Consider the following 21,700-nt stretch of genomic DNA (forward strand, 5'->3'; position numbering starts at 1 on the left):
AACATGGAACTGTCATGAACGTTCGGCCAAGCCCCTATCAGATCACCGCATTTACTTACGTTGCCCGTGAACGCAGTTTTTCCCGCGCAGCCCAACAGCTGAATGTCACCCAGTCATCGGTGACGCAGCATGTAGCCAAACTTGAAAAAACGATGGGGACGCTGCTTTTTGTGCGGCGCCGGGACGGCGTGGAACTGACACGTGCGGGAAACGAACTGTTCCAAATCACCGAACGGCTCACGACGCTCGATCAGCTTGTAACGGAAAAGGTCAATGATTACGGAGCCCTGACGGACGGTCATATTCGAATTATCGCGAATGCACCCCGTCCAGCCATGCCCATCATCGCCCGGTACGGTGAGCTCTTTCCCAAGGTCAATATAGATTTCACGCTTTATGACTGGGCAAGCTCCATGAGCCTGCTTGCCGATCGCAAGGTGGATATTGCCATCGTGACCGAACCCCAGGAAAGCAAGGCGCTTTTCACGCGCGAATTGCGCCGTACCGTCTATATGGCCCACATGCGCCATGACCATCCGCTGGCACAGGCAGAAAAACTGTCTCTGTCTCAACTGCAGAGCGATACGCTCATTCTGCCCGAAGACGGGTCCCTGACCCAGAAAATCGCGCGCCGGAAGATCGAGAAATACGGTCTGGATTTTTACCGGATCATTCAAACGACAACATTCCCGATGGTGAAGGAAGCGATCCTGCACGGGCTGGGCATCGGCCTGCTTCTGGAAAACAGTCTTCACCCGTCGGAAAAATTGTCGGCGGTTCCGATCATCGAAATGCCGGAAGAATACCGCGACTGTATCGCTGTTCCCTCAGACAAGCAGGACCTCAAGCTCATCAGAAGCTTTCTGGATGTTGCTGTGGAAGCAAAGGCAGAGCAATCGTTCTGACCGCGATTCCCCAGGCGATAAATGAGTTCCGGGTCTTATCGACGGCATTGATATGCCCCGCTAAACGCCATTGATCCGGGTGGGAGGCTACCCGCTCTGAATCGGATGGAAGGAACTCGGGTCTAAGGTCAAATCGAGTGAATTCCCGCCAGTCCGATCCCGGAAGAACGCTTGGTTCATGGGCCTTGGTTCAAAGTCGAACTCACCCGTCGTTGCAGCGCAGCGATTTGCTCAATTTATGGCTCGATAAATTCATGTGCCTCTGAGGACTTGAACTCTCCGCTGGCCTGTGTCTATGATTGATGAAATAAATTCCAAATCTGGAATATCTTTCAGTTGAGAGAATGTCTTGATGATTGAAGGTCGAAGCCTGGCGATCGCGAAAAGCGACAGTGATGCCGATCTGGCGGCGAGAGCTGCCTGGCTGCATTACGTTGGCGGTATGACGCAGAGCGAAGTCGCCAAACGCCTGAACGTGCCGAATACACGGGCGCATCGCTATATTGCCCGTGCGCAGAATGAAGGCCTGGTGCGGATTTTCGTCGATGTCGAGGCGACCGATTGCGTCCAGCTCGAAACGGAGCTGATGCGCCGTTATGGTTTGGGATACTGCCGGATCGGCATGGAGGTGCCGGATTCCAATCCAATCCCCCTCAAGACCCTGTCCGTCGTTGGCGGCGATTTCATCATGCAGGCTGCAGCCGGCCGTAAGCATCAGGTGATCGGCGTTGGCAACGGAAGAACCCTGGCGGCCTCGGTGAATGCCATGGGCCGCCAGGCCTCCCCGGATGTTAAATTCGTATCTGTTCTGGGCGGTTTGACGCGGTCGTTCGCCGCCAACCCCTACGACGTGATCCACCGTCTGTCGCAAAAGACCAGCGCTGCGTCCTATCTGATGCCGGCGCCGCTTTATGCGAACTCGGCGGAAGACAAACAGGTCATGCTGAACCAGTTCGGCATTTCCGAAACCATGAGCCTGATCGAGCAGGCCACGCTGATTGTCGTTGGCGTGGGAGACATCGGCAGCGGTGAAGGGGGCATCAGCGCCTCGATGCTGGATGGGGCGCTGGCCGCGGAAGACCTTCGAAAGGCAGGAGCCGTCGCTGAAATGCTCGGCCAGTTCCTGAGTGCCGACGGCAGCATCCTGTCCAGCCCCTATGACGACCGTGTCATGGCCGCGCCGCTTCAAAGCCTGAAGGGCAGGGAAGTGGTCGCGATTGCCGGCGGTGCGACCAAAATACCGGCGATTTGCGCAGCCTTGGCCAGCGGACTTCTGACCGGATTGATAACTGACGAAGCCACGGCCCGGGCTGTCGTCGCATTGCCTCCGACATAGACGCCGGGAGCGATTTAAAAGTCAGGGCTTTTTGGGAGGAAAGACTATGCATGAGAAGGAAAAGGATCTCATTTCCACGTTCTTGAGCGGCGGGATGAGCAGAAGAAGTCTGATCAAGCGCCTTGGCGCTATGGGTCTGACGGCAGCTTCGGCCGGAACACTGCACAACCTGATGGCGACACAGGCGCTAGCGGCAGATTTCGACTGGAAAAAGCATTCCGGCAAAAGCATCAAGCTGCTTTTGAACAAACACCCTTACACAGATGCCATGATCGCAAATCTGGATGCGTTCAAGGAACTGACCGGCATGGACGTCACCTATGACGTGTTTCCCGAAGATGTCTATTTCGACAAGGTGACGGCGGCGCTTTCCTCCGGATCCAGTGAATATGATGCCTTCATGACCGGCGCATACATGACCTGGACCTATGGCCCGGCCGGCTGGATTGTCGATCACAACGAATGGATCAACGATCCGGAAAAGACCAACCCGAATTACAACTGGGCCGACATGCTGGAAGGCGTGCGCAAGTCCTGTGCCTGGAACGGCGTTCCGGGAGGTGAGCTGGGCTCCGACGATGCCAAGCAGTGGTGTATTCCGTGGGGCTATGAGCAGAACAACCTGACCTTCAACAAGGGCATGCTCGACAAGGCCGGCGTTGCCGTTCCGACAAACATGAGCGAACTCATGGAAGCCGCCGCCAAGGTTCAGGCCGATACGGACGGCATTTACGGCATCGGTGTGCGTGGCTCACGCTCCTGGGCGACGATCCATCCGGGCTTCCTGTCCGCCTATTCCAACTTCGGCGAAATGGATCTGACCAACGATGACGGCAAGCTGTCGGCTGCCATGAACACGGCCGGGTCCAAGGCGTTTCATGCGGATTGGGTCAAGATGATCCAGGACAGCGGCGCTGCCGACTGGTCGACCCATACCTGGTATCAGGTTGGCACGGATCTGGGCGCCGGCAAATCGGCCATGATCTTCGACGCCGATATTCTTGGCTACTTCATGAATGGCGGCGACAACGCCATGGCGGGCGAACTGGCTTATGCCGGCTTTGCAGCCAATCCCGAGGCAAAAGCTCCGACCCCGAACATCTGGATCTGGTCGCTGGCCATGACCAAGGCCTCCAAGGATCTGGATGCGACCTGGTACTTCATGCAGTGGGCTTCCGGGCCGGAGCATGCGCTGTTCGGTGCCCGCAAGATGGACTTCGTGGATCCGGTCCGCAATTCGGTCTGGGAAGACGAGATGTTCAAGGAGAAGCTGAACAACGGCTATCCGGGCTATGTGGACATGTACAATGCGTCTGCTCCCGGTGCGTCGATCAAGTTCACGCCGCAGCCGCTGTTCTTCGACATGACAACCGACTGGGCCGCCATGCTTCAGCGCATGGTTGCCAGGGAAGTCCCGGTTGACGAGGGGCTGGATCAGCTTGCAGCCAGCATGAACAAGCAGCTGGCGGAAGCCGGTCTGCGCTAAGGTCTCTCAATCCCAACTGACGTGTGCAGGGCGGTGCCCTGCACATTTTTCCGATGAACCGGCGACGGCAGCAGCGCTGCCCGGCCGCTTTGTCACGGAGGTTCTATGTCTGTTCAAGCCGACATGCCGGTTATGCGGCGGTCCAGCCGTCTGTCGAGGACGATGCTCCCCTATCTGCTCAGTCTGCCGGCACTTCTGGTGTGCATCGGGATCCTGATCCCGTTCGGGACGGCCGTCTACTATTCGCTTCAGCGCTATCGCATGTCCCAGCCGTGGAACCGGGGCATGAACTGGGGCGAGAACTATCTGAATTTTTTCACCGATCCTGATTTCTGGAACACGCTGCAGGTCTCGCTGACCTACGCCGGACTGACCGTGGTCCTGGAATTGCTGCTGGGCCTGGGGATTGCGCTGCTGCTTCAAAAGCGCAGCCGGGTGAACAACTTCGTGTCGATCATGCTGCTGATGCCGCTGATGACCGCGCCGGCGCTGGCCGCGCTGATGTTCAAACTGATGACCAATTCGAATTTCGGAATTCTGAGCTACTTCATGCAACTGGCGGGTTTCCAGGACTTCCGCTGGGCGTCTTCGCCTGACACCGCACTGCTGACGGTCATTCTGGTTGATGTGTGGGTCTATACGCCGTTCATCATGATCCTGCTGCTGGCAGGCCTGCGCTCGCTGCCGACCCAGCCGTTTGAAGCTGCCGCGCTGGATGGCGTGCCGCGGCTCGAGCAGTTCTGGCGGATCACGCTGCCCATGCTGTCGCCGTATATTCTGACAGCGGCCCTGTTCCGGCTGCTCGATTCCATTCAGCAGTTCGACATCATCTACGCCATGACCCAGGGAGGGCCCGGCGACAAACTGATGGTTTTCCAGGTCGAGGCTTACTTGAACTTCTTCCAATCCACCAATGTCGGGCGATCGGCGGCTCTGCTGATGATCCTGTGGGCCATCACCTATGTCCTGTCGAACATATTCGTCAAAAACTGGCTGCGCCTTCGTGAGCGTGCCAGAGGGGAGGCGTAACCATGGATCACATGTCCCCGCTCGAGCGCATTCTGCGCGCCGTCGCGCTGGCCCTCGTGGTGCTGTTCTTCATGTTCCCGATCTTCTGGATCGTGCTCATGTCCCTGCAGACGAACGAGACTATCCTGCGCTCTCCACCGAGCATGGCCTTTGTGCCAACCTTCAAGAACTATGCTGCGATCATCGCCGGTCGGCTGGATTCCAACGTTGCTTCCATGAGCATTCAGTTCATGGGCAATCTGATGAACTCGGTCATCCTGTCGGTCGGTTCGGTCGCGCTCGCGCTGGTGCTCGGCGTGCCTGCAGCTTATGCCTTTGCCCGGCACAAGTTCAAAGGCTCTGAAGACATCGCCTTCACGCTGCTGTCTTTCCGGTTTGCGCCGCCTTTGCTGGTGCTTTTGCCGCTGACACTGTATTTTCAGTCTCTCGGTCTGGCGAACACTTATGTCGGTTTGATCTGGGTCTATCAGCTGATCTGCCTGCCTTTGATCCTGTGGATCGTGCGCGGGTATTTTGAAGATATTTCGCCGGACATCGAACATGCCTACCGGATTGCAGGGCATGGCTGGTTCGCGACCTTCAGAAAGATCGCCCTGCCGCTGGCTGGCCCAGGCATTGCAGCTGCCGGACTTCTGGCGTTCATCTTCGCCTGGAACAACTTCGTTTTCGCACTGGTACTGGCCTCCGCCGACAAGCAGCCGGTGACCGTCGGCGCACTCGCCTTCGTCACGGCGTCGGGCATCCAGTATGGCCAGATCGCCGCTGCAATCGTCATGTCAATCGCTCCCACCCTGCTGCTCGCCCTATGGGCTCAGAAGTATCTGGTGGAAGGCTTGTCGCTCGGCGCGGTGAAAGGATGATCTCATGAGCCGCATAGAAATCAGGAATCTCGTAAAGAGCTTCAAGGAAGACGCCGTCCTGTCGGGTATCGACCTGGATGTGCCTCAAGGCAGCACGCTGGTCTTGTTTGGCCCCTCGGGTGCCGGCAAAACCGTCCTGCTCCGCTGCATTGCCGGGGCCATCGAACCGGACAGCGGCGATGTGCTTCTGGGCGGGGCGAGTGTAAGCGATGTGCTGCCCGAACACCGCGGCATCGGCATGGCGTTTCAGAACTTCGCGCTGTTTCCCCACATGAGCGCTTACGACAACATCGCCAGTCCGCTGACCGCGCGCAAAAAGACCGGTGATCAGATCCGCAAGGGTGTTGAGGCCGTTGCACGGCTGCTGAAGATCGACCACGTTCTGGACCACACGCCGAAGGCCTTGTCGAACGGCCAGAAGCAGCGAACGGCTCTGGCAAGAGCGCTGGTGTCAGAACCCAAGGTCCTGTTGCTGGATGATCCCTTGCGCAATGTGGATGCCAAGCTGCGGTTCGAGATGCGCCTCGAGCTGCCGCGTTTGCTGTCTGACCAGGGCGCGACGGTCATCTATGTGACGCAGGACTACCGCGAGGCAATGGCGCTTGGCGACAGGATTGCGGTCCTTGACGGCGGTCACATCATCCAGAATGGAACGCCTGAGGAAATCTACCGCAAGCCTGCGACCATCAATATAGCCAAACTCTTTGGCGATCCGACCATCAACCTGCTTGATGTGATTCCGGTCAGCGATGCGTCCGGGGTCCACGCCATGCTGTCCGACCGAAGGATCCAGCTTGATCCCGGATTGGCAGGCTATGCGGGCAAGGAGTGTGTTCTTGGCCTGCGGCCCGAGGCGCTGAGTTTCACCGATGCCAGTGACGGCGTGCCGGTGACCATCGAAGCCGAAACACCCTTCAATGAGAAATCCGTCACCCTGGTCACCACGCTGCGCAAGCGCGAAATCCTCTTGTCGCGGCCGTCCGGTACGCCGGCACCAGAGTCCGGCACGGTCCACATCACGATCGATCCGAGCGATGCTGTTCTGTTCGACCGGGAGACAGGTCTCCGCATAGATCCGAATGGCAGCAATCAGGCAGCGGAGAGAGCAGCATGAGTGATGGTTTGCTCACCCTCCAGGGTATCAACAAGATCTACAACGAGACATCCCGTCATCCGGTTCAGGCGGTCAGCGACCTGAATTTGACTGTCGCCGCCGGCGAGATCGTTGCCCTTCTTGGGTCATCCGGCTGCGGCAAGACCTCGACCCTGCGCATGATTGCCGGGTTCGAGGCGGTGACCTCCGGCGAGGTCCTGATCAAGGGGCGTCCGGTGCACGGGCTGCATCCGGCAAAGCGCAATGTCGCCATGGCCTTTGAAGGCTATTCGCTCTATCCGCCGCTTTCCGTCGCGGAGAACATTGCCTTTGCTCTCAAGTCGGAACGTCTCGACAAGGCGGAGATCAAGGCCAAGGTAACGGAGATCGCTCATCTGCTTGAAATCAGTGACATTCTGGAGCGCTCGCCCGGGTCGATTTCCGGCGGTCAGCAACAGCGGGTCAGTCTGGCCCGGGCCTTGATCCGCAAGGCGGACCTGCATCTGCTCGATGAGCCGATGGGGCAGTTGGAGCCCCAGTTGCGTGCGCTCTTGCGCGGCCGGATCAAGCACTTCATCAAGCAGCGCGGCCTGACGGCCATTCTCGTCACGCACGACCAGACCGAGGCCAATGCGCTTGCGGACCGGATCGCCGTGATGGAAGGCGGTTTTCTGCAGCAATATGATACGCCTGAGCATCTCAAGGACCGCCCGGCAAACCTCTTTACCGGCACCTTCATCGGCGAACCGCCCATGAACGTCTTTCCGGTTCAGGCCGAGGTTGCGGATGATCTCATCAAGCTGCATCTGGAAGAGGGTGTGAGCCTGTCTTTTCCCGCCGGTGCTTTTTCACCGCGTCTCAAGGACAGGTTGCTGCTGGAGAAACAGTTCATGATGGGCGTGCGCCCGCATGCGGTAAAAATTACAGAAACCGGCCAGCCTGCTGAAGTCTTTGCCAATCAGTGGCTGGGTGATCAGACACACATCGCAGCCTATTTCGCCGGACAGACCATCGTTTCGGTCCGGCATGACCGGGCCCGTCATGCGCCGGGCCAGAACATCGGCATTGAGCTGGATGCCGGCGACCTTCATCTCTTCCATTCCGACACCGGTGCTGCCTTCTCTCATGGGGGAGGTGTGGAATGAACCCTGAGGTGCTGATCGGGCTGGATGCGGGCACGTCGGTCATCAAGGCCGTCGCCTATGACCTCAAGGGCCATCAGATTGCGATTGCCCACCGGCGCAATGCCTATACCACCTTGCCCAATGGCGGCGTGGTGCAGGACATGGCGCGCACCTGGCAGGATACGGTTGTAGTCCTCAAGGAACTTGTCGAGCAGCTGCCCGGCGGTTCTGCAAGTGTCCGTGCGCTGGCCGTCACGGGGCAGGGCGATGGTACCTGGTTGATCGATGCGGATGGCAAGCCTGTCGATGATGGCTGGCTGTGGCTGGATGCGCGGGCGGCGGAAACGGCCCGGGACCTGTGCGCATCCGATGCAATCGACACGATCTACCGGGAGACGGCGACGGGACTGAATGTCTGCCAGATGCGCACGCACCTGGTCCATCTTGCGCGCACCGCGCCAGAGCTTCTGAAGCGCAGCGCCGCTGCCTTGCATTGCAAGGACTGGCTCTACCTCAAGATGACCGGCATCACGGCCTCCGATGTGTCCGAAGCCGGGTTCACCTTCGGCTCCTACAAGGAGGGCACCTACAGCGAAGACGTGGTGGATGCCCTTGGCCTCAGGGCCTATCGACATCTGCTGCCGCCGATTGTTGACGGCACGCGCCAGACCCATGCCATGACAGCGCAGGCGGCTTCCCTGATCGGGCTACCGGCCGGTCTTCCGGTCTGTCTTGGAAGCGTTGACGTGATGTGCTGCGCGCTGGGAGCCGGACTGCATGATGCGTCTGCGGATCGGGGCATGACCATCCTCGGTTCGACCGGCATGCATATGCGCTTTGTGCCGGGTGCCGGCGAGGTTGTGCTCAATCCCGACATGACCGGCTACACAATGCCGTTTCCCGGGGGTGCATTCGCGCAGATACAGACCAACATGGCGGCAACGCTGAACATCGACTGGGCGCTGGGCCTGATGCGGGAGGTTCTGGCTGCCGCCGGTGTTGAGGCAACGCAGGCGGATCTTCTGGCCCGGCTGGACGATCAGGTTCTGGCCGCTCGTCCGGGGGCAGCCTTCTATCTGCCTTATATTTCCTCTGCCGGAGAGCGAGGGCCGTTTTCCGAACCGCTCGCCCGCGCGTCCTTGTCCGGGCTGGATCAGAACACCGGATGGTTTGACATCCTGCGCGGTGTCTTTGACGGCCTGGTTCTGGCGTCGCGGGATTGCTACACGGCGCTTGGCCGAATTCCGGGTGAAATTCACCTGACGGGAGGAGCTGCCAAATCAGCCGCGCTCAAAAAGCTGCTGGCGGCAGCGCTGCGGGCTCCGGTCAAGACCGTGGCCCAGCCGGAGGCTGGGGCTGCCGGGGCCGTCATGATGGCAGCGGTCCAGCAAGGGCTCTATCCGGACCTGACGTCGGTCACACGCGACTGGGTCGATCCTCTGGTCGAACCTGCAGAGGAACCGGATCCGGAGCTCGCCGACGTCTACGACGCCTTGTTTCCTGCCTATCTGTCCACCCGAAAAGCCATGTCCGAGACGTGGCATGCACAAGACCTCGCCCGGAGAAAGCTGTCATGACAACAGAAGTGGCCATTATCGGCGACCGGTTCATGCTGTCCGAAATGTTTGCAGCGGCGCTGCATGACGCCTGCGGCGACCGCATTACCTGCAAGACACTTGATCTTGCCTGGCCCGACGAACCCATGGAGCACGGCTATGCCGTTCCGGGCATGGAGGGGCTGAAGGAGTATATGGGGACGCCGGAAATGGTTCTGGAGCATCTGGGTGATGCGCCTGTTCTGGTGACCCATCTTGCGCCTTTGTCGCGATCCGTGTTCGAGGCCGCGCCCATGCTCAAGCTTGTGGCCGTCTCAAGGGGCGGTCCTGTCAATGTGGCGATGGACGCCGCGGCGGACCATAAAGTTCTGGTGGTGAATACACCGGGCCGCAATGCCTCCGCTGTTGCCGAGTTCACCATCGGGGCCATCATCACGGAAACGCGCAACATCACCCGGGGCCATGAAGCCCTGCGCGAGGGCACATACCGGGGAGACCTCTATCGCTCCGACGTTGCCGGTGATGAGCTGTCCGACATGACGGTCGGTGTGATCGGCTATGGCGCCGTGGGAACCCGGGTCGTCCGGCTGCTGCGGGCCTTTGGCACAAGGATACTGGTGTGTGATCCCTATGTTCAGTTGTCCGCAGAGGACGCACGGGCCGGGGTGGAGCATGTCTCGCTCGATGTCCTGTTGCAGAACTCGGACGTGGTCTCGCTTCATCCGCGTGTGACGGAGGAAACACGGGGCATGATCGGCGCAAAAGAGCTTGCGGCCATGAAGCGTGGCGCTTTGCTGGTGAACACCGCCAGGGGGCCTCTTATGGATTACGACGCGCTGCATGACGCGCTGGTGTCCGGGCACCTGGGCGGAGCGATGCTTGAAACCTTCGCTGTTGAGCCGACACCGCCCGACTTGCCGCTGTTGCAACTGCCCAATGTCACGCTGACGCCGCATATCGCCGGTGCCTCGCTCAAGACGGTCCGTATCGCCGCTGCCAAGGCGGCCGAGGAAGTTCGGCGCTGGCTTGATGGCGGGCCGCCTCTGAACCCGTGCTGAGGATGGTGTGGTCATGACAGACAAGGTTTCTCACCAAACGCCATCGGGCACCGAAGCCGATCCCTTCGATCTGCTTGTCGTGGGCGGCGGCATCAATGGGGTTGGTGTGGCCCGGGACGCGGTCGGACGGGGACTGTCCGTCCTTCTGTGCGAGAAGGGCGATCTGTCAGAGGGAACATCTTCCAGGTCCGGGAAATACATTCACGGCGGTCTGCGCTATCTGGAGTATTACGAATTCCGCCTGGTGCGCGAAGCCCTGATCGAGCGCGAGGTCGTGCTTGATGTCGCCCCGCATCTGGCCAAGCCCTTGCGGCTCATTCTGGTTCACAGTCCGGAGCAAAGACCGCGCTGGCTCATTCGGCTCGGGTTGTTTCTCTATGACCATCTGGGAGGGAGAAAGCGCATCCCGGCGTCCAGGGCCGTCAACCTTCAATCGGAATGGCCGGATGGGCTGATCAAATCTGAATTCCAAAGTGGCTTTGCCTATTGGGATGTCTGGATCGATGATGCACGCCTCGTGGTCCTGAATGCCGTGGATGCGGCGCGGCGCGGCGCGGAGATCCTGACCCGGACCGAACTCTCCGGTGCCCGGCGTAAGGGAGAGCTCTGGTGTGCAACTTTGCGCGATGTCGAGACGGGTGACTGGCGGGAGGTTCACGCAAGAGCCATCTTCAATGGGGCAGGCCCCTGGGTGGAGAAGGTTCTGTCTTCCGTCGACAAGGTGAACTCAGGCTCGTCTGTCCGGCTGGTGAAGGGTAGTCACATCATCCTTCCCAAGTGGTGGACAGGAGACAATGGTTTTGTCCTGCAGGCTCCGGACAAGCGCATTATCTTCGTCAATCCGTATTTCGAGGGTCTGGCTCTGGTCGGCACCACCGATGTGCCGTTTGACGGAAGGCCCGAAGACGTGAAGATCGATCAGGGCGAAATCGACTACCTGCTCGGCATTCTGAACACCTACTTCACCCGGCACCTGAGCGGATCGGATATCCTGCACTCCTATTCAGGTGTTCGGCCCCTGTTCAACGATGACGATGACAAATCGGCCTCTGCCGTTACCCGCGATTACACCTTTGAGCTGGATACAGGCTCCAAGGGAGGCAAGGGTAAATCTCAAGAGGACAAGTCCACCTGGGAGGGCGCGCCGCTGCTCAGTGCGTTCGGTGGCAAGCTGACCACCTATCGCAAGCTGGCGGAACACGCTCTCGATCACCTGGTTCCGTTCTTCCCGAAGATGAAGCCTGCCTGGACGGCGAGCGCTTCTCTGCCCGGCGGGGACTTTTCCGGGCGGGCGTCAAGCGAGTGGGCGGTGTCGTTCCGCCAATCAAATCCCTGGCTGCCGGAAGGACTGGCTGAGCACTATGTGCTTTGCTACGGCACAGACGCGGCGAAGCTGCTGGCGGGGGCGTCTTGTCCGGCTGATCTTGGGGCTCATTTCGGCGGTCTCTTCTATGAGGTTGAAGCCCGCTGGTTGCTGGATCATGAATGGGCGCGGACAGCGGACGACATGCTGGTTCGGCGCACGAAACACGGGCTGTTCCTGACAGATGACGAAAAAGCCTCCGTCGAGACATGGCTGACAGGCATAAGAGGGGCGGCATGACACTCTATTCAGAGCTTCAGTCCAATCCGGAATTCACTGCCCTGCGCGCCGTGTCCGCAGAGCTTGGCTCCGATCCGCTGCAGGTTCAGGGGCCGGGGGGAAATACCTCCATCAAGTCCGGTGATCTGATGTGGGTGAAAGCTTCCGGCACCTGGCTCTCCGACGCGCTGAGCACCGACCTGTTCGTCCCGGTCTACCATGAAGCACTGACCGAAGCGCTTGCGGCTGATGATGGCAGAGCCGATGATGTCGGTCCGTTTACATGTCGGGAAGAAAACCCGTCCGGGCTGCGCGCGTCCATTGAAGCGACCGTTCACGCCTCCATGCCAGCCACCGTGGTGCTGCACACCCATTGTGTCGCGACGATTGCGGCGGCTGTCAGAACGGATGCGCCTGCGTTCGTCAAGAGCAAACTGGCAGGCCTTCCTTACGCGTTTATACCCTATGCCAAGCCGGGCATCGACCTTGCCCGCGCCATCCGTGAACATGCGCCCGGCGGAACGCAGATCCTGATCCTGGGCAACCATGGGCTGGTGACGTGTGGTGCAACGGTGACCGAAGCCCACAATCTTCTTCAGGAGGTCAGTGCCCGGCTTGCACCGTCTTCACTTGCCGGATCGGCCGGTATTGACGATGCGTTTCAGGACCGGTTGTCCGGGAGTGGCTGGATACCCGTGCCGCACGGACCAACCCAAAAGATCGCTCATAATGCACGGTTGCTGATGCTCGCCGATGGCCGGACGCTTTATCCCGATCACCTGGTCTTTCTGGGCCCCGGAGTAACGATTGTCCGTGAAGGCGAGCAGCTGACTGACGTGCTGGATCGCGCCGGGCAGCAGCAGTTTCCGAGCAAGCTGGTGATCGTGCCTGGACATGGTGTCGCGATGCCGGACACCGCGACTGCTTCCGATATCGCCCTTGCGCGGGCTCTGGGAGACGTCCTTGTGCGGATCGCGCCTCAGGCCACGGTGTCCCGTTTGTCTGAAGATCAGGAAGCCGAGCTGCTTGACTGGGATGCCGAGGTTTATCGGCAGTCCCTCAACAAGGCAGGGCGCTGACCATGACGCGAACCGACCTGTTTCTGGGGATCGACATCGGTACGTCCGGCGTTCGGGCTGTGGCTCTCGATCCGGAGCTTCAGGTCCTTGCGATTGCGCGGGCAGACTTTGGAACAGACGACTTCACCCGCCGTGATCCTTGGGTCTGGGACAGGGCGCTGGGCGCGTGTCTTGCGGACCTGTGCCGGAAAGTCGACCCCGCGGCTTTCGCCGCGCTGAGCGTTGATGGCACGTCGGGTACGATCCTTGCCCTGGACGCCGACAACGCACCGATTGGCTCGGCGCTGATGTACAACGATACGGTAGCTGATCAGCGGGTCCTGGCGGAAATTTCGGCGAGTGCGCCAAGGGAAAGCGCGGCCCATGGGGCGAGTTCCGCCCTGGCGCGCGCCATCACGATTCAGGAGCGGTCAGGCGTTGTCCGGATCGTTCATCAGGCGGACTGGATTGCCGAGCGTCTGGCCGGACACCCGCTGCCCAGCGACGAAAGCAACGCGCTGAAGACTGGATATGATCCGGTTGCAAGGCAATGGCCGCAGTGGATCAAGGCGACGTCTCTCCAGATGAACCTTTTGCCGGAGGTTGTTCCGACCGGCACCGTCACTGGCAAAACCAGCGGTGCTTACGGCCTGCCGCCCGGCATATCAATTATTGCAGGCATGACAGACGGCTGCGCGTCCTTTCTGGCGACAGGTGCAAGCCGCCCGGGCGATGGTGTGACCGCGCTGGGCACGACGATGACGCTGAAGCTCCTCAGCGACGGGCCACTGTTTGCGCCCGAATACGGCATCTACAGCCACCGGATTGGCGACCTGTGGCTGGCGGGTGGTGCGTCCAACAGCGGCGGCGGCGCGCTTCTGGCCCATTTCACACCTGCAGAACTGGCGGATCTCTCGGCGCAGATCGATCCCGAGAGTGTCTGCAACCTGGATTATTACCCGCTGACCTCCTGCGGGGAACGGTTCCCGATATATGATCCGGCCTTGCCGCCTCGGGAAACACCAAGACCTGATGACGATGCGGAATTCCTCAAGGGGTTGCTGACCGGTATCGCCCGCATTGAAGCACTCGGCTATCAGCGCCTGTCCGAGCTCGGCGCACCGTCCCTGGTGAGCCTGAGGACTGTCGGTGGCGGTGCAAACAACGCCGTGTGGAGCCGTATCCGCCTCAAGCTTCTCGGGGTTCCTGCGGCACCCGTGCTGGCCGGAGAAGCGGCCGTCGGGTCAGCCGTGATCGCACGGGGAGCAATGATCTGACATCATGCGAACGATCTCGAACCTTTCAGAAATTCTCCCGGACATCGATGCGCTGCTGCTTGACCAGTTTGGTGTGCTGCATGACGGCACCAGGGCGTTTCCGGGTGCGATAGAATGTGTCGAGGCCTTGCAGGAGCGGGGCCTGCCTCTGGTTGCCCTGTCCAATTCCGGCCGCCGTGCAAAGCCCAATATGGATCGTCTGGTCCGGCTCGGCTTTCCGGCCTCGGCCTTCAGGGCGATGGTGACCTCCGGCGAACTGACGCGGCACGATCTTCTCAAGCGCCTGGCGGACGGCCGCCTGAAACCCGGTAGCTCGATTTTGATGCTGGCGCGGGAAAATGACGCCAGCCTGCTGGATGGTCTGGGTGTGAAGGTTGCCGAGCCGGGCGACGACGTTCATCTGGTGATCATCAGCGGCGCGGAGCCTGAAACGCACAGCCGGGACGATTACAAACGCCTTTTGTCGCCATTGGCGCGCGCGGGTGTTCCCGCCATTTGCGCCAATCCCGATACCAGCATCTATGCGGGGGAGAGCGCCTCGTTCGGCCCGGGTCTGCTGGCGGAAGATTATGCCGCTGCCGGGGGAACGGTTGACACTTTCGGCAAGCCAAGTGCGGCGATGTTTCAGGCGGGGCTGGAAGCCCTCGGCAAGCCTGACCCCGGCCGTTGCCTCATGGTGGGCGACAGTCTGCATCACGACATCCTGGGCGGTCAGCGGGCCGGGTGCCGGACCCTGTTGATCACCTCCGGGGTTCAGGCCGGTCTGGCGGAAGAGGGCGTTGCACCGGACTATTCGATGGACCGGTTGAGGTTCTGAAATCCGTGTGTTTTGCCGGATCGGCTGGAGCCGATGCCGGCGGGCACATCAGACAACTGCACGATTATGACCGACGGGAGAAACGTCAGATGAAAAAAGCCGAACTCGCACTGCGCCAGGAACTGATTGCCTGTTGCCAGGAGATGAATGTCAACGGACTCAATCAAGGCACGTCCGGCAATATTTCGGTCCGCTATGACAACCGGATGCTGATTTCGCCCTCTGCCACGCCCTATGACCAGCTGGAACCGGAGATGATTGCTTCGGTCGATCTGAACGATCCGTCCGGCGCCTGGGAAGGGCCGCTGAAACCCTCGACCGAATGGCGGTTTCATCACGCGCTGTTGCGTGAGCGCAAGGACGCCGAGGCTGTCGTTCACGCGCATCCGACCTATTGCACGACGCTGGCCATGGCGCGCAAGGAAATCCCTTCGTGCCACTACATGATCGCCGCTTTCGGCAGCACCAACGTGCGCTGTGCGGGCTATGCCACATTCGGTACCGAAGAGCTTTCAAAGCTGGCAATCGAGGTAATGGAGGACCGCACCGCGTGTCTCCTGGCCAATCACGGCATGATCGCCGTCGGGGAGAGCCTAGCCAAAGCCATGTGGCGGGCCGTCGAGCTGGAAACCATTGCCAGACAGTATTACCTCAGCCTGCAGATCGGCGGTCCCGTGCTTCTGAGCCCGGAAGCCATTGCCGATACACTCAATTCCTTTTCCGGCTACGGTCTTCAGGACGGAAAGGGTAAGAAGAAAAAGGCGTCGTGACACCGTTCCCCTTCAGCAATCACGAGACCGGCGGGCGAAATTGCTCGAGGAGGATTTCTGGCACAGCTTGGCCCGCCAGAGGGGGCTTTGGATAGGGCATCAATGCGCCGATTGCGCGTCTGTTCCCGGAACCGGTCTCAGAGGGGTTCAGCCAGGCTGATGACCGAGGGCCGACGAGGCTTCTTCACCGCAGGCCTTCAGGAGCTCGATGTATTCCTCTCTGCGGCCCTGATCGAAGCGGAAGAGCGGAAAGCCGATCGATACCGCTGCGATCGATTTGCCGAGGTGGTTGAAGATCGGGATCGCCATGCAGCGTACGCCCGCTTCGCTTTCTTCCACTTCCTCGGCAAACCCGCGATCGCGGGTCAGCATGAGCTGGTCGAAAAAGACCTCTGGATCCGTGATCGTGTTGGGCGCCTGCTTCTTCATGTCCATCTTTGCCAGCAGTTCCCGGATTTCGTCCTCGTCGCGCCAGGCGAGCAGGGCCTTGCCGAGTGAGGTGCTGTGCAAGGGGTTGCGCAGGCCGAGTGTCGACTTCATGGAGAGATTGTAGAAGGACTCGTACTTGTGAATGTAGACGACCCTTTGTTCCTGATTGTCCAGTACGCCCAGGTTGATTGATTCCCCGGTCGCCCGGGAGAGTTTGCCCATGGCCTTGTCGGCGACCCGCAGCAAATCTGACTGTTCCTCCAGGGAGCGTGCGCCGAGGCTGAAAAGCTTCAGGGTCAGTCGGTATTTCTCCGTTTCCGGATCCTGCTCGACATAGCCCAGATCGACCATCGTCTGCAGCAGCCGGTGGGCGGTTGACTTGGAGGTCATGGCGCGCTGTGCGAGATCCGCGAGGCCGACACTCCGCTCGTCCACGAGAGACTCAAGCACGGCGAAGACCTTCAGTACAGCGGCGACATTTTCCGTTTTGACTTGCGGGCCGGTCATCATTTCCTATTCTAAAAAAAATGGAACTGCATTCTGAATTTGTAGCCCGTTGCTGTCAAGCAGGAACGCCGTCTCATTCGGGGCGTTGAAATTAAAACGATTTAATTTAACATATCCGCAGAATAATCTACCGTTGAATTCCTGATAGTTTTGTGCATCATTAAAAATGAAATGGCGTTCCGAAAAAATCAAGAGAGCGCCCCAAGGGAGGAAATCAGTCCATGCATCCACTGCTGCGGCAGAAGGAAAGGTTCATCGAGCGGGCGGATGTCTGCGAACTGATCGAGCGGTTAACCCGCAATCTGATCAGCATCGAAGACCGAACCGGTGAATTTCTCCTGAGGCTTGAAGATGGCCGTGTCATCGACACCAAGGGCTGGGCCGGCTGGGAGTGGACCCACGGCATCGGTCTTTACGGGCTTTTCAAGTACTGGCAGCAGACCGGTGACCCGACGTCCATGTCCATCATCAAGGACTGGTTCGAGGCCCGGCTGGCGGAAGGAACTCCAACCAAGAACATCAACACGGTCGCGCCCTTTCTGACGCTCGCCCATCTTTACGAGCTGGAACGCGATCCGCGTTTCGTGCCTTATCTGGAAACCTGGGCCGAGTGGGTCATGCACGAAATGCCGAGAACCCGCGAAGGCGGTCTTCAGCATATCGTCTACAACAGTGTGAACGACCAGCAGATGTGGGATGACACGCTGATGATGAGCGTGTTGCCGCTGGCCAAGATCGGTCTGCTGCTGAACCGGCCGGATTATGTGGAAGAGGCGAAATACCAGTTTCTCGTCCATGCCCAGTATCTGTGCGACACCCGGACCGGCCTCTGGTTCCATGGCTGGACTTTCGACGGCAACCACAATTTTGCAAACGCCCTGTGGGCGCGCGGGAACAGCTGGATCACCATCGCGATCCCGGAATTCATCGAGCTGCTGGATCTCGAGGAGGGGGATGCCCTGCGGCGGCATCTTGTGTCCCTGCTTGGACGCCAGGCGGCAAGCCTGAAGCAGCATCAGGACCCGGCCACAGGTCTCTGGCACACCTTGATCGATGATCCTGACAGCTATGTGGAAGCCTCGGCCACGGCGGGTTTTGCCTATGGCCTGATGAAAGGCGTGCGCAAGCGCTATCTCGGCCGGGAGTATCTGGAGACCGCGGAACGGGCGATGAAGGGCGTGGTCGATCATATCAGCCCGGACGGGGAACTGCAGCAGGTCTCCTTCGGCACTGCGATGGGAGGCGACCTCGATTTTTACCGGGAGATAAAGCTGACTTCGATGCCTTACGGGCAGGCGATGGCCATGCTGTGTCTGACGGAGCTTTTGCGCAGCTACATCTGAGGTAGCTGTGCGGGTATCGCGGGAAAACCGCAAGATCAAGTCCGGGCCGGGGAGGGCTACGGGCGAAGTGGAGGAAGTAACATGACCAAACTGACGAGACGTAGCCTTCTGGGCACCATGGGGGTGGCGGCTGCCGCAACCGCGCTGCCGCGCCTGCCGGCCATGGCGGCCGACCGCACCGTCCGGCATTTCTGGTGGGGCAATCCGGAACGCGACAAGCGGACCTTTGCCGTGATCGATGTATTCCAGAAAAACCATCCGGATATCGAGGTTTCCGGGGAAACCATCGGTTGGGGCGATTACTGGACCAAAATGGCCACCCAGACCGCAGGCCGGAACATGGCCGATCTCGTGCAGATGGATTACCGCTTCCTGTTCGAATATGTCCGCCGCGGTGCATTGCAGCCGCTGGATGAGCATATCGGCAACGGTCTGGACCTGTCGAACTTCGACAAGGGGCCGCTTTCCGGCGGTATGGTCGACGGCAAGCTCTATGCTCTCAATATCGGCTCCAATTCGCAGGTCATTCCCTACAACACCCGTATCTTCGAAGAAGCCGGTGTCGATGCCGACGTCATCAACTGGACGTGGGACGATTTCAAGAACGTTTGCGAAAAGATCACGTCGCATTCCGGTGGAAGCGTCAAGGGATCGGACGACTTCTCGCTCTATATCGAGGGCTGTGAATCCTGGGCCCGCCAGAACGGCCGGAACTTCTATGATGAAGAAGGCAACGTTCAGGCCACGCCGGAAGATGTCGCAGGTTACTGGCAATTCTGGGACGACATGCGCAAGGCGGAGATTGTCCGCGGCAAGGACAAGACGCTTGTTCTGGACCATCCGATGTCCGAGACCGGTGTCGTTACCGGTGAAAGCGCCATGGCGCTGTTCTGGTCGAACCAGCTTGTCGGCGTCCAGTCCCTGATGAAGGATACGGTCGGCGCTGCCATGATTCCGCACAAGGCGGGCGGATCGCCCGGGCAGTTCATCAAACCGTCGATGTTCATGTCGCTGACCCGTGATGCCAGGGACGTGGATGGCGCGATTGCCTATATGAACGACTGGATCAACGAGCCGGAAACCACATCGATCCTCGGACTTGAGCGCGGTATCCCGGCCAATCCGAATGTGCGTGCGGCTCTGGAGCCGAATTTCACGCCGCCGGAACTGGCGTCCGTCAACTACTTCAACGCCATTCAGGACAAGGTCGGCCCACTGCCGCTTCCGGCTCCGAAGGGCGCCGGCGAGGTGCGTGACGCCTATATGCGGATCGGCACCGATGTGGTGCTTGGCAATATGAGTTCAGACGAAGCTGCGGGTATCTTCATCGAAGACGCTCAAGCCATCGTCGACCGTGCGCGCTGATACCGTCTGGGTGTGACGACACCGGAGGCTCTCGCACAAAGGTGCGAGAGCCTGTCGGAGGACGTGGAATCTGTCTTCTGCCAGTTCACTTGCGTTCTTCTCTTCCTCATTGGGGCGTTGTTGCCAGCGGGGGCAGGGCAGTGGCGAGCGCCGGCTGAACGTCAGATCCCACAATGATTGCAGCCGGGGTGTTCCTGCCGTTGTCGGCCGTCACCGACATCTCCCAACAGGAGAAAGAAGCAGGCAGGTGGAGACGCATCGCGCTAACCCCTGACATCACGTGTTCCGTATTCGAGAAGGCCGCCGCATGAGACGTTTCTTTGTCCGCAATGCTCCAGGATATGTGTTTCTGACGCCCTGGTTTATCGGGTTTTTCCTGCTTGCACTCGGGCCGATCCTTGCGTCGCTGTATCTGTCGTTCACACGCTACGACATGGTTGCCAGTCCTCGCTGGGTGGGGCTGGACAATTTCGAATACATGTTCACGCGAGACCGGCGGTTCTGGAAATCGCTGGAAGTGACATTTGCCTATGTTGCGCTGTCGGTACCGGCGCGTCTTGCCATGGCGCTGGGGGTTGCCATGCTGCTCGACAAGGGGCTCAGGACCATCAGCCTTTATCGGGCGATCTTCTACCTGCCCTCCCTGCTCGGGGCCTCCATCGCGATCGCCATTTTATGGCGTCAGCTTTTCACTGCGGACGGGGTGGTCAACCAGGTGCTGGCGCTCGTTGGCATCCAGGGGCCGGGCTGGATCACCGATCCGGACACATCGCTCTACACCTTGGTCATTCTCGCCATGTGGCAGTTCGGCTCGCCGATGCTCATCTTCCTGGCCGGTCTGCGTGGCATTCCGAAAGATCTCTACGAGGCGGCGGAGATAGACGGGACAAGGCCCTGGCGAAGATTTACGCGGATCACACTGCCGTTGCTGGCGCCGGTGATCTTCTTCAACCTGGTGCTTCAGACCATCGAGGCGTTCAAGACCTTCTCCAGTGCATTCATCATCTCCAACGGCACGGGCGCGCCTGCGGACAGTCTCCTCTTCTACACGATCTATCTCTTCAACGAGGCCTTCAAGTTCTTCCGCATGGGCTACGCCTCGGCGCTCGCCTGGGTGCTTCTGGTGATTATCGCCGTCTTCACCGCCATTGCCTTCTTCACCTCAAGATACTGGGTGCATTATGAAAACGACCGCGACTGACCTCGAGCTTGTGATGCAGGTCGATGAGGCCGCGCGGGTTGCTCATGAATTGCGGCTGGCGCGTGACAAACGCGAGCGCAATGCCCGCCTGCTGAAACATGTCTTCCTGATCGCCATGTCCTGCGTGATGCTCTATCCGCTGTTCTGGCTGCTGGCGTCGTCCTTCAAGCCGGAAAACGAGATTTTCGGCAATCTGGGTCTGTGGCCATCCGAGTGGCGGATCGAGAACTACACCGAAGGATGGTACGCGCTGCCGAAATCCTTCACGGTGTTTTACGTCAACTCGGCGATCGTCACCGTGCTTTCGGTGATCGGCAACCTGATTTCCTGCTCCTTCGCGGCCTATGCCTTCGCGCGGCTAAAGTTCACCGGCAAGACCCTGTTCTTCGCCTTGATGATGATGACGCTGATGATCCCCTATCACGTGGTCCTTATCCCGCAATACGTCCAGTTTCTGGCGCTGGGGTGGGTCGATACCTACCTGCCGCTGGTCGTGCCGCGGTTCCTGGCTTCCGATGCTTTCTTCATCTTTCTGATGGTGCAGTTCTTCCGTCAGCTCCCGCGCGAGCTTGACGAGGCGGCAATGATCGACGGCTGTTCGCCCTACAAGATCTACTGGGCGATCATTCTGCCTCTGTCGCTTCCGGCAATGGGAACGGCGGCAATCTTCTCGCTGATCTGGGTGTGGGAGGATTTCCTCGCTCCGCTGATCTATCTGAACGACATCAAGAGCTACACCGTGCCTCTGGCGCTGCGCCTGTTCCTCGACCAGGAAGGTCAGTCGGTGTTCGGCCAGATGTTCGCCATGTCCGTGCTGTCACTGGTTCCGGTCGTGATCTTCTTCGTTCTTTTCCAGAAACTGATCGTCCGCGGCATCGCCACGTCGGGAATGAAATAAGGAATT

19 protein-coding genes are annotated in these 21,700 nt (G+C 59.6%); 18 read left to right on the plus strand and 1 reads right to left on the minus strand.

All coding sequences use genetic code 11. The features are described 5' to 3' along the window. The first annotated feature begins 14 nt into the window (after positions 1 to 14). The 14 genes from Q1B40_RS22790 (at position 15) to Q1B40_RS22855 (ending at position 15,951) form a co-directional block, all read left to right on the plus strand. Positions 15 to 905 carry a LysR family transcriptional regulator gene (locus tag Q1B40_RS22790; RefSeq protein WP_299820121.1) on the plus strand — a complete coding sequence of 297 codons (891 nt, stop codon included), beginning with the start codon at positions 15 to 17 and terminating at the stop codon, positions 903 to 905. 352 nt (positions 906 to 1,257) lie between these two features. Next, positions 1,258 to 2,241, plus strand: a complete 984-nt coding sequence (locus Q1B40_RS22795) for a sugar-binding transcriptional regulator (RefSeq protein WP_299820124.1) — start codon at positions 1,258 to 1,260, stop codon at positions 2,239 to 2,241. Between the two features lie 46 nt (positions 2,242 to 2,287). Then, complete coding sequence (locus tag Q1B40_RS22800; RefSeq protein ID WP_299820127.1) at positions 2,288 to 3,727, plus strand: ABC transporter substrate-binding protein; 1,440 nt, start codon at positions 2,288 to 2,290, stop codon at positions 3,725 to 3,727. A gap of 105 nt (positions 3,728 to 3,832) precedes the next feature. Beyond that, entirely contained in the window at positions 3,833 to 4,756 is a 924-nt protein-coding gene (locus Q1B40_RS22805) for a carbohydrate ABC transporter permease (protein WP_068415886.1), read from the plus strand. A 2-nt stretch (positions 4,757 to 4,758) separates the two neighbouring features. Continuing rightward, entirely contained in the window at positions 4,759 to 5,616 is an 858-nt protein-coding gene (locus Q1B40_RS22810) for a carbohydrate ABC transporter permease (protein ID WP_299820132.1), read from the plus strand. Between the two features lie 4 nt (positions 5,617 to 5,620). Further along, the gene (locus Q1B40_RS22815; RefSeq protein WP_299820135.1) at positions 5,621 to 6,730 is read left to right on the plus strand and encodes an ABC transporter ATP-binding protein; all 1,110 of its coding nucleotides are present in this window, start codon (positions 5,621 to 5,623) and stop codon (positions 6,728 to 6,730) included. Beyond that, positions 6,727 to 7,854: an ABC transporter ATP-binding protein gene (locus tag Q1B40_RS22820; RefSeq protein ID WP_299820138.1), complete on the plus strand. Its 1,128-nt coding sequence runs from the start codon at positions 6,727 to 6,729 to the stop codon at positions 7,852 to 7,854. The genes Q1B40_RS22815 and Q1B40_RS22820 overlap by 4 nt, the downstream gene beginning before the upstream one ends. Further along, on the plus strand, positions 7,851 to 9,410 hold the full coding sequence (locus Q1B40_RS22825) for an FGGY-family carbohydrate kinase (RefSeq protein WP_299820141.1): 1,560 nt from the start codon (positions 7,851 to 7,853) through the stop codon (positions 9,408 to 9,410). Before Q1B40_RS22820 ends, Q1B40_RS22825 begins: the two co-directional genes overlap by 4 nt. Further along, positions 9,407 to 10,447 carry a 2-hydroxyacid dehydrogenase gene (locus Q1B40_RS22830; protein ID WP_299820144.1) on the plus strand — a complete coding sequence of 347 codons (1,041 nt, stop codon included), beginning with the start codon at positions 9,407 to 9,409 and terminating at the stop codon, positions 10,445 to 10,447. Before Q1B40_RS22825 ends, Q1B40_RS22830 begins: the two co-directional genes overlap by 4 nt. A gap of 13 nt (positions 10,448 to 10,460) precedes the next feature. Next, on the plus strand, positions 10,461 to 12,050 hold the full coding sequence (locus tag Q1B40_RS22835; RefSeq protein WP_299820147.1) for a glycerol-3-phosphate dehydrogenase: 1,590 nt from the start codon (positions 10,461 to 10,463) through the stop codon (positions 12,048 to 12,050). Next, the gene (locus Q1B40_RS22840; protein ID WP_299820150.1) at positions 12,047 to 13,108 is read left to right on the plus strand and encodes a class II aldolase/adducin family protein; all 1,062 of its coding nucleotides are present in this window, start codon (positions 12,047 to 12,049) and stop codon (positions 13,106 to 13,108) included. Before Q1B40_RS22835 ends, Q1B40_RS22840 begins: the two co-directional genes overlap by 4 nt. A gap of 2 nt (positions 13,109 to 13,110) precedes the next feature. Next, positions 13,111 to 14,364 carry an FGGY-family carbohydrate kinase gene (locus Q1B40_RS22845; protein WP_299820153.1) on the plus strand — a complete coding sequence of 418 codons (1,254 nt, stop codon included), beginning with the start codon at positions 13,111 to 13,113 and terminating at the stop codon, positions 14,362 to 14,364. A gap of 4 nt (positions 14,365 to 14,368) precedes the next feature. Next, a complete protein-coding gene (locus Q1B40_RS22850) occupies positions 14,369 to 15,181 on the plus strand; it encodes a TIGR01459 family HAD-type hydrolase (RefSeq protein ID WP_299820156.1) in 813 nt (270 codons plus the stop codon). A gap of 89 nt (positions 15,182 to 15,270) precedes the next feature. Continuing rightward, positions 15,271 to 15,951 (plus strand): class II aldolase/adducin family protein, encoded by a 681-nt coding sequence (locus Q1B40_RS22855; RefSeq protein WP_299820159.1) that lies wholly within the window; start codon positions 15,271 to 15,273, stop codon positions 15,949 to 15,951. Between the two features lie 147 nt (positions 15,952 to 16,098). Here Q1B40_RS22855 and kdgR read toward each other — a convergent pair whose 3' ends face one another. Then, positions 16,099 to 16,887: a DNA-binding transcriptional regulator KdgR gene (gene kdgR / locus Q1B40_RS22860; RefSeq protein WP_299820162.1), complete on the minus strand. Its 789-nt coding sequence runs from the start codon at positions 16,885 to 16,887 to the stop codon at positions 16,099 to 16,101. 221 nt (positions 16,888 to 17,108) lie between these two features. On the opposite strand from kdgR, the gene Q1B40_RS22865 reads away from it, so the two are divergent. From Q1B40_RS22865 to Q1B40_RS22880, 4 genes are all read left to right on the plus strand, one after another. Continuing rightward, positions 17,109 to 18,230, plus strand: coding sequence for a glycoside hydrolase family 88 protein (locus Q1B40_RS22865; protein ID WP_299820165.1), 1,122 nt, complete (start codon positions 17,109 to 17,111; stop codon positions 18,228 to 18,230). A gap of 81 nt (positions 18,231 to 18,311) precedes the next feature. Next, the gene (locus Q1B40_RS22870; RefSeq protein ID WP_299820168.1) at positions 18,312 to 19,595 is read left to right on the plus strand and encodes an extracellular solute-binding protein; all 1,284 of its coding nucleotides are present in this window, start codon (positions 18,312 to 18,314) and stop codon (positions 19,593 to 19,595) included. Positions 19,596 to 19,902: 307 nt separating this feature from the next. After that, complete coding sequence (locus Q1B40_RS22875) at positions 19,903 to 20,796, plus strand: carbohydrate ABC transporter permease (protein WP_299820171.1); 894 nt, start codon at positions 19,903 to 19,905, stop codon at positions 20,794 to 20,796. Beyond that, positions 20,777 to 21,694: a carbohydrate ABC transporter permease gene (locus tag Q1B40_RS22880; protein WP_299820174.1), complete on the plus strand. Its 918-nt coding sequence runs from the start codon at positions 20,777 to 20,779 to the stop codon at positions 21,692 to 21,694. The genes Q1B40_RS22875 and Q1B40_RS22880 overlap by 20 nt, the downstream gene beginning before the upstream one ends. The last annotated feature ends 6 nt before the right edge of the window (positions 21,695 to 21,700 follow it).

Source organism: uncultured Roseibium sp., assembly GCF_947496995.1.
GTDB lineage: Bacteria > Pseudomonadota > Alphaproteobacteria > Rhizobiales > Stappiaceae > Roseibium.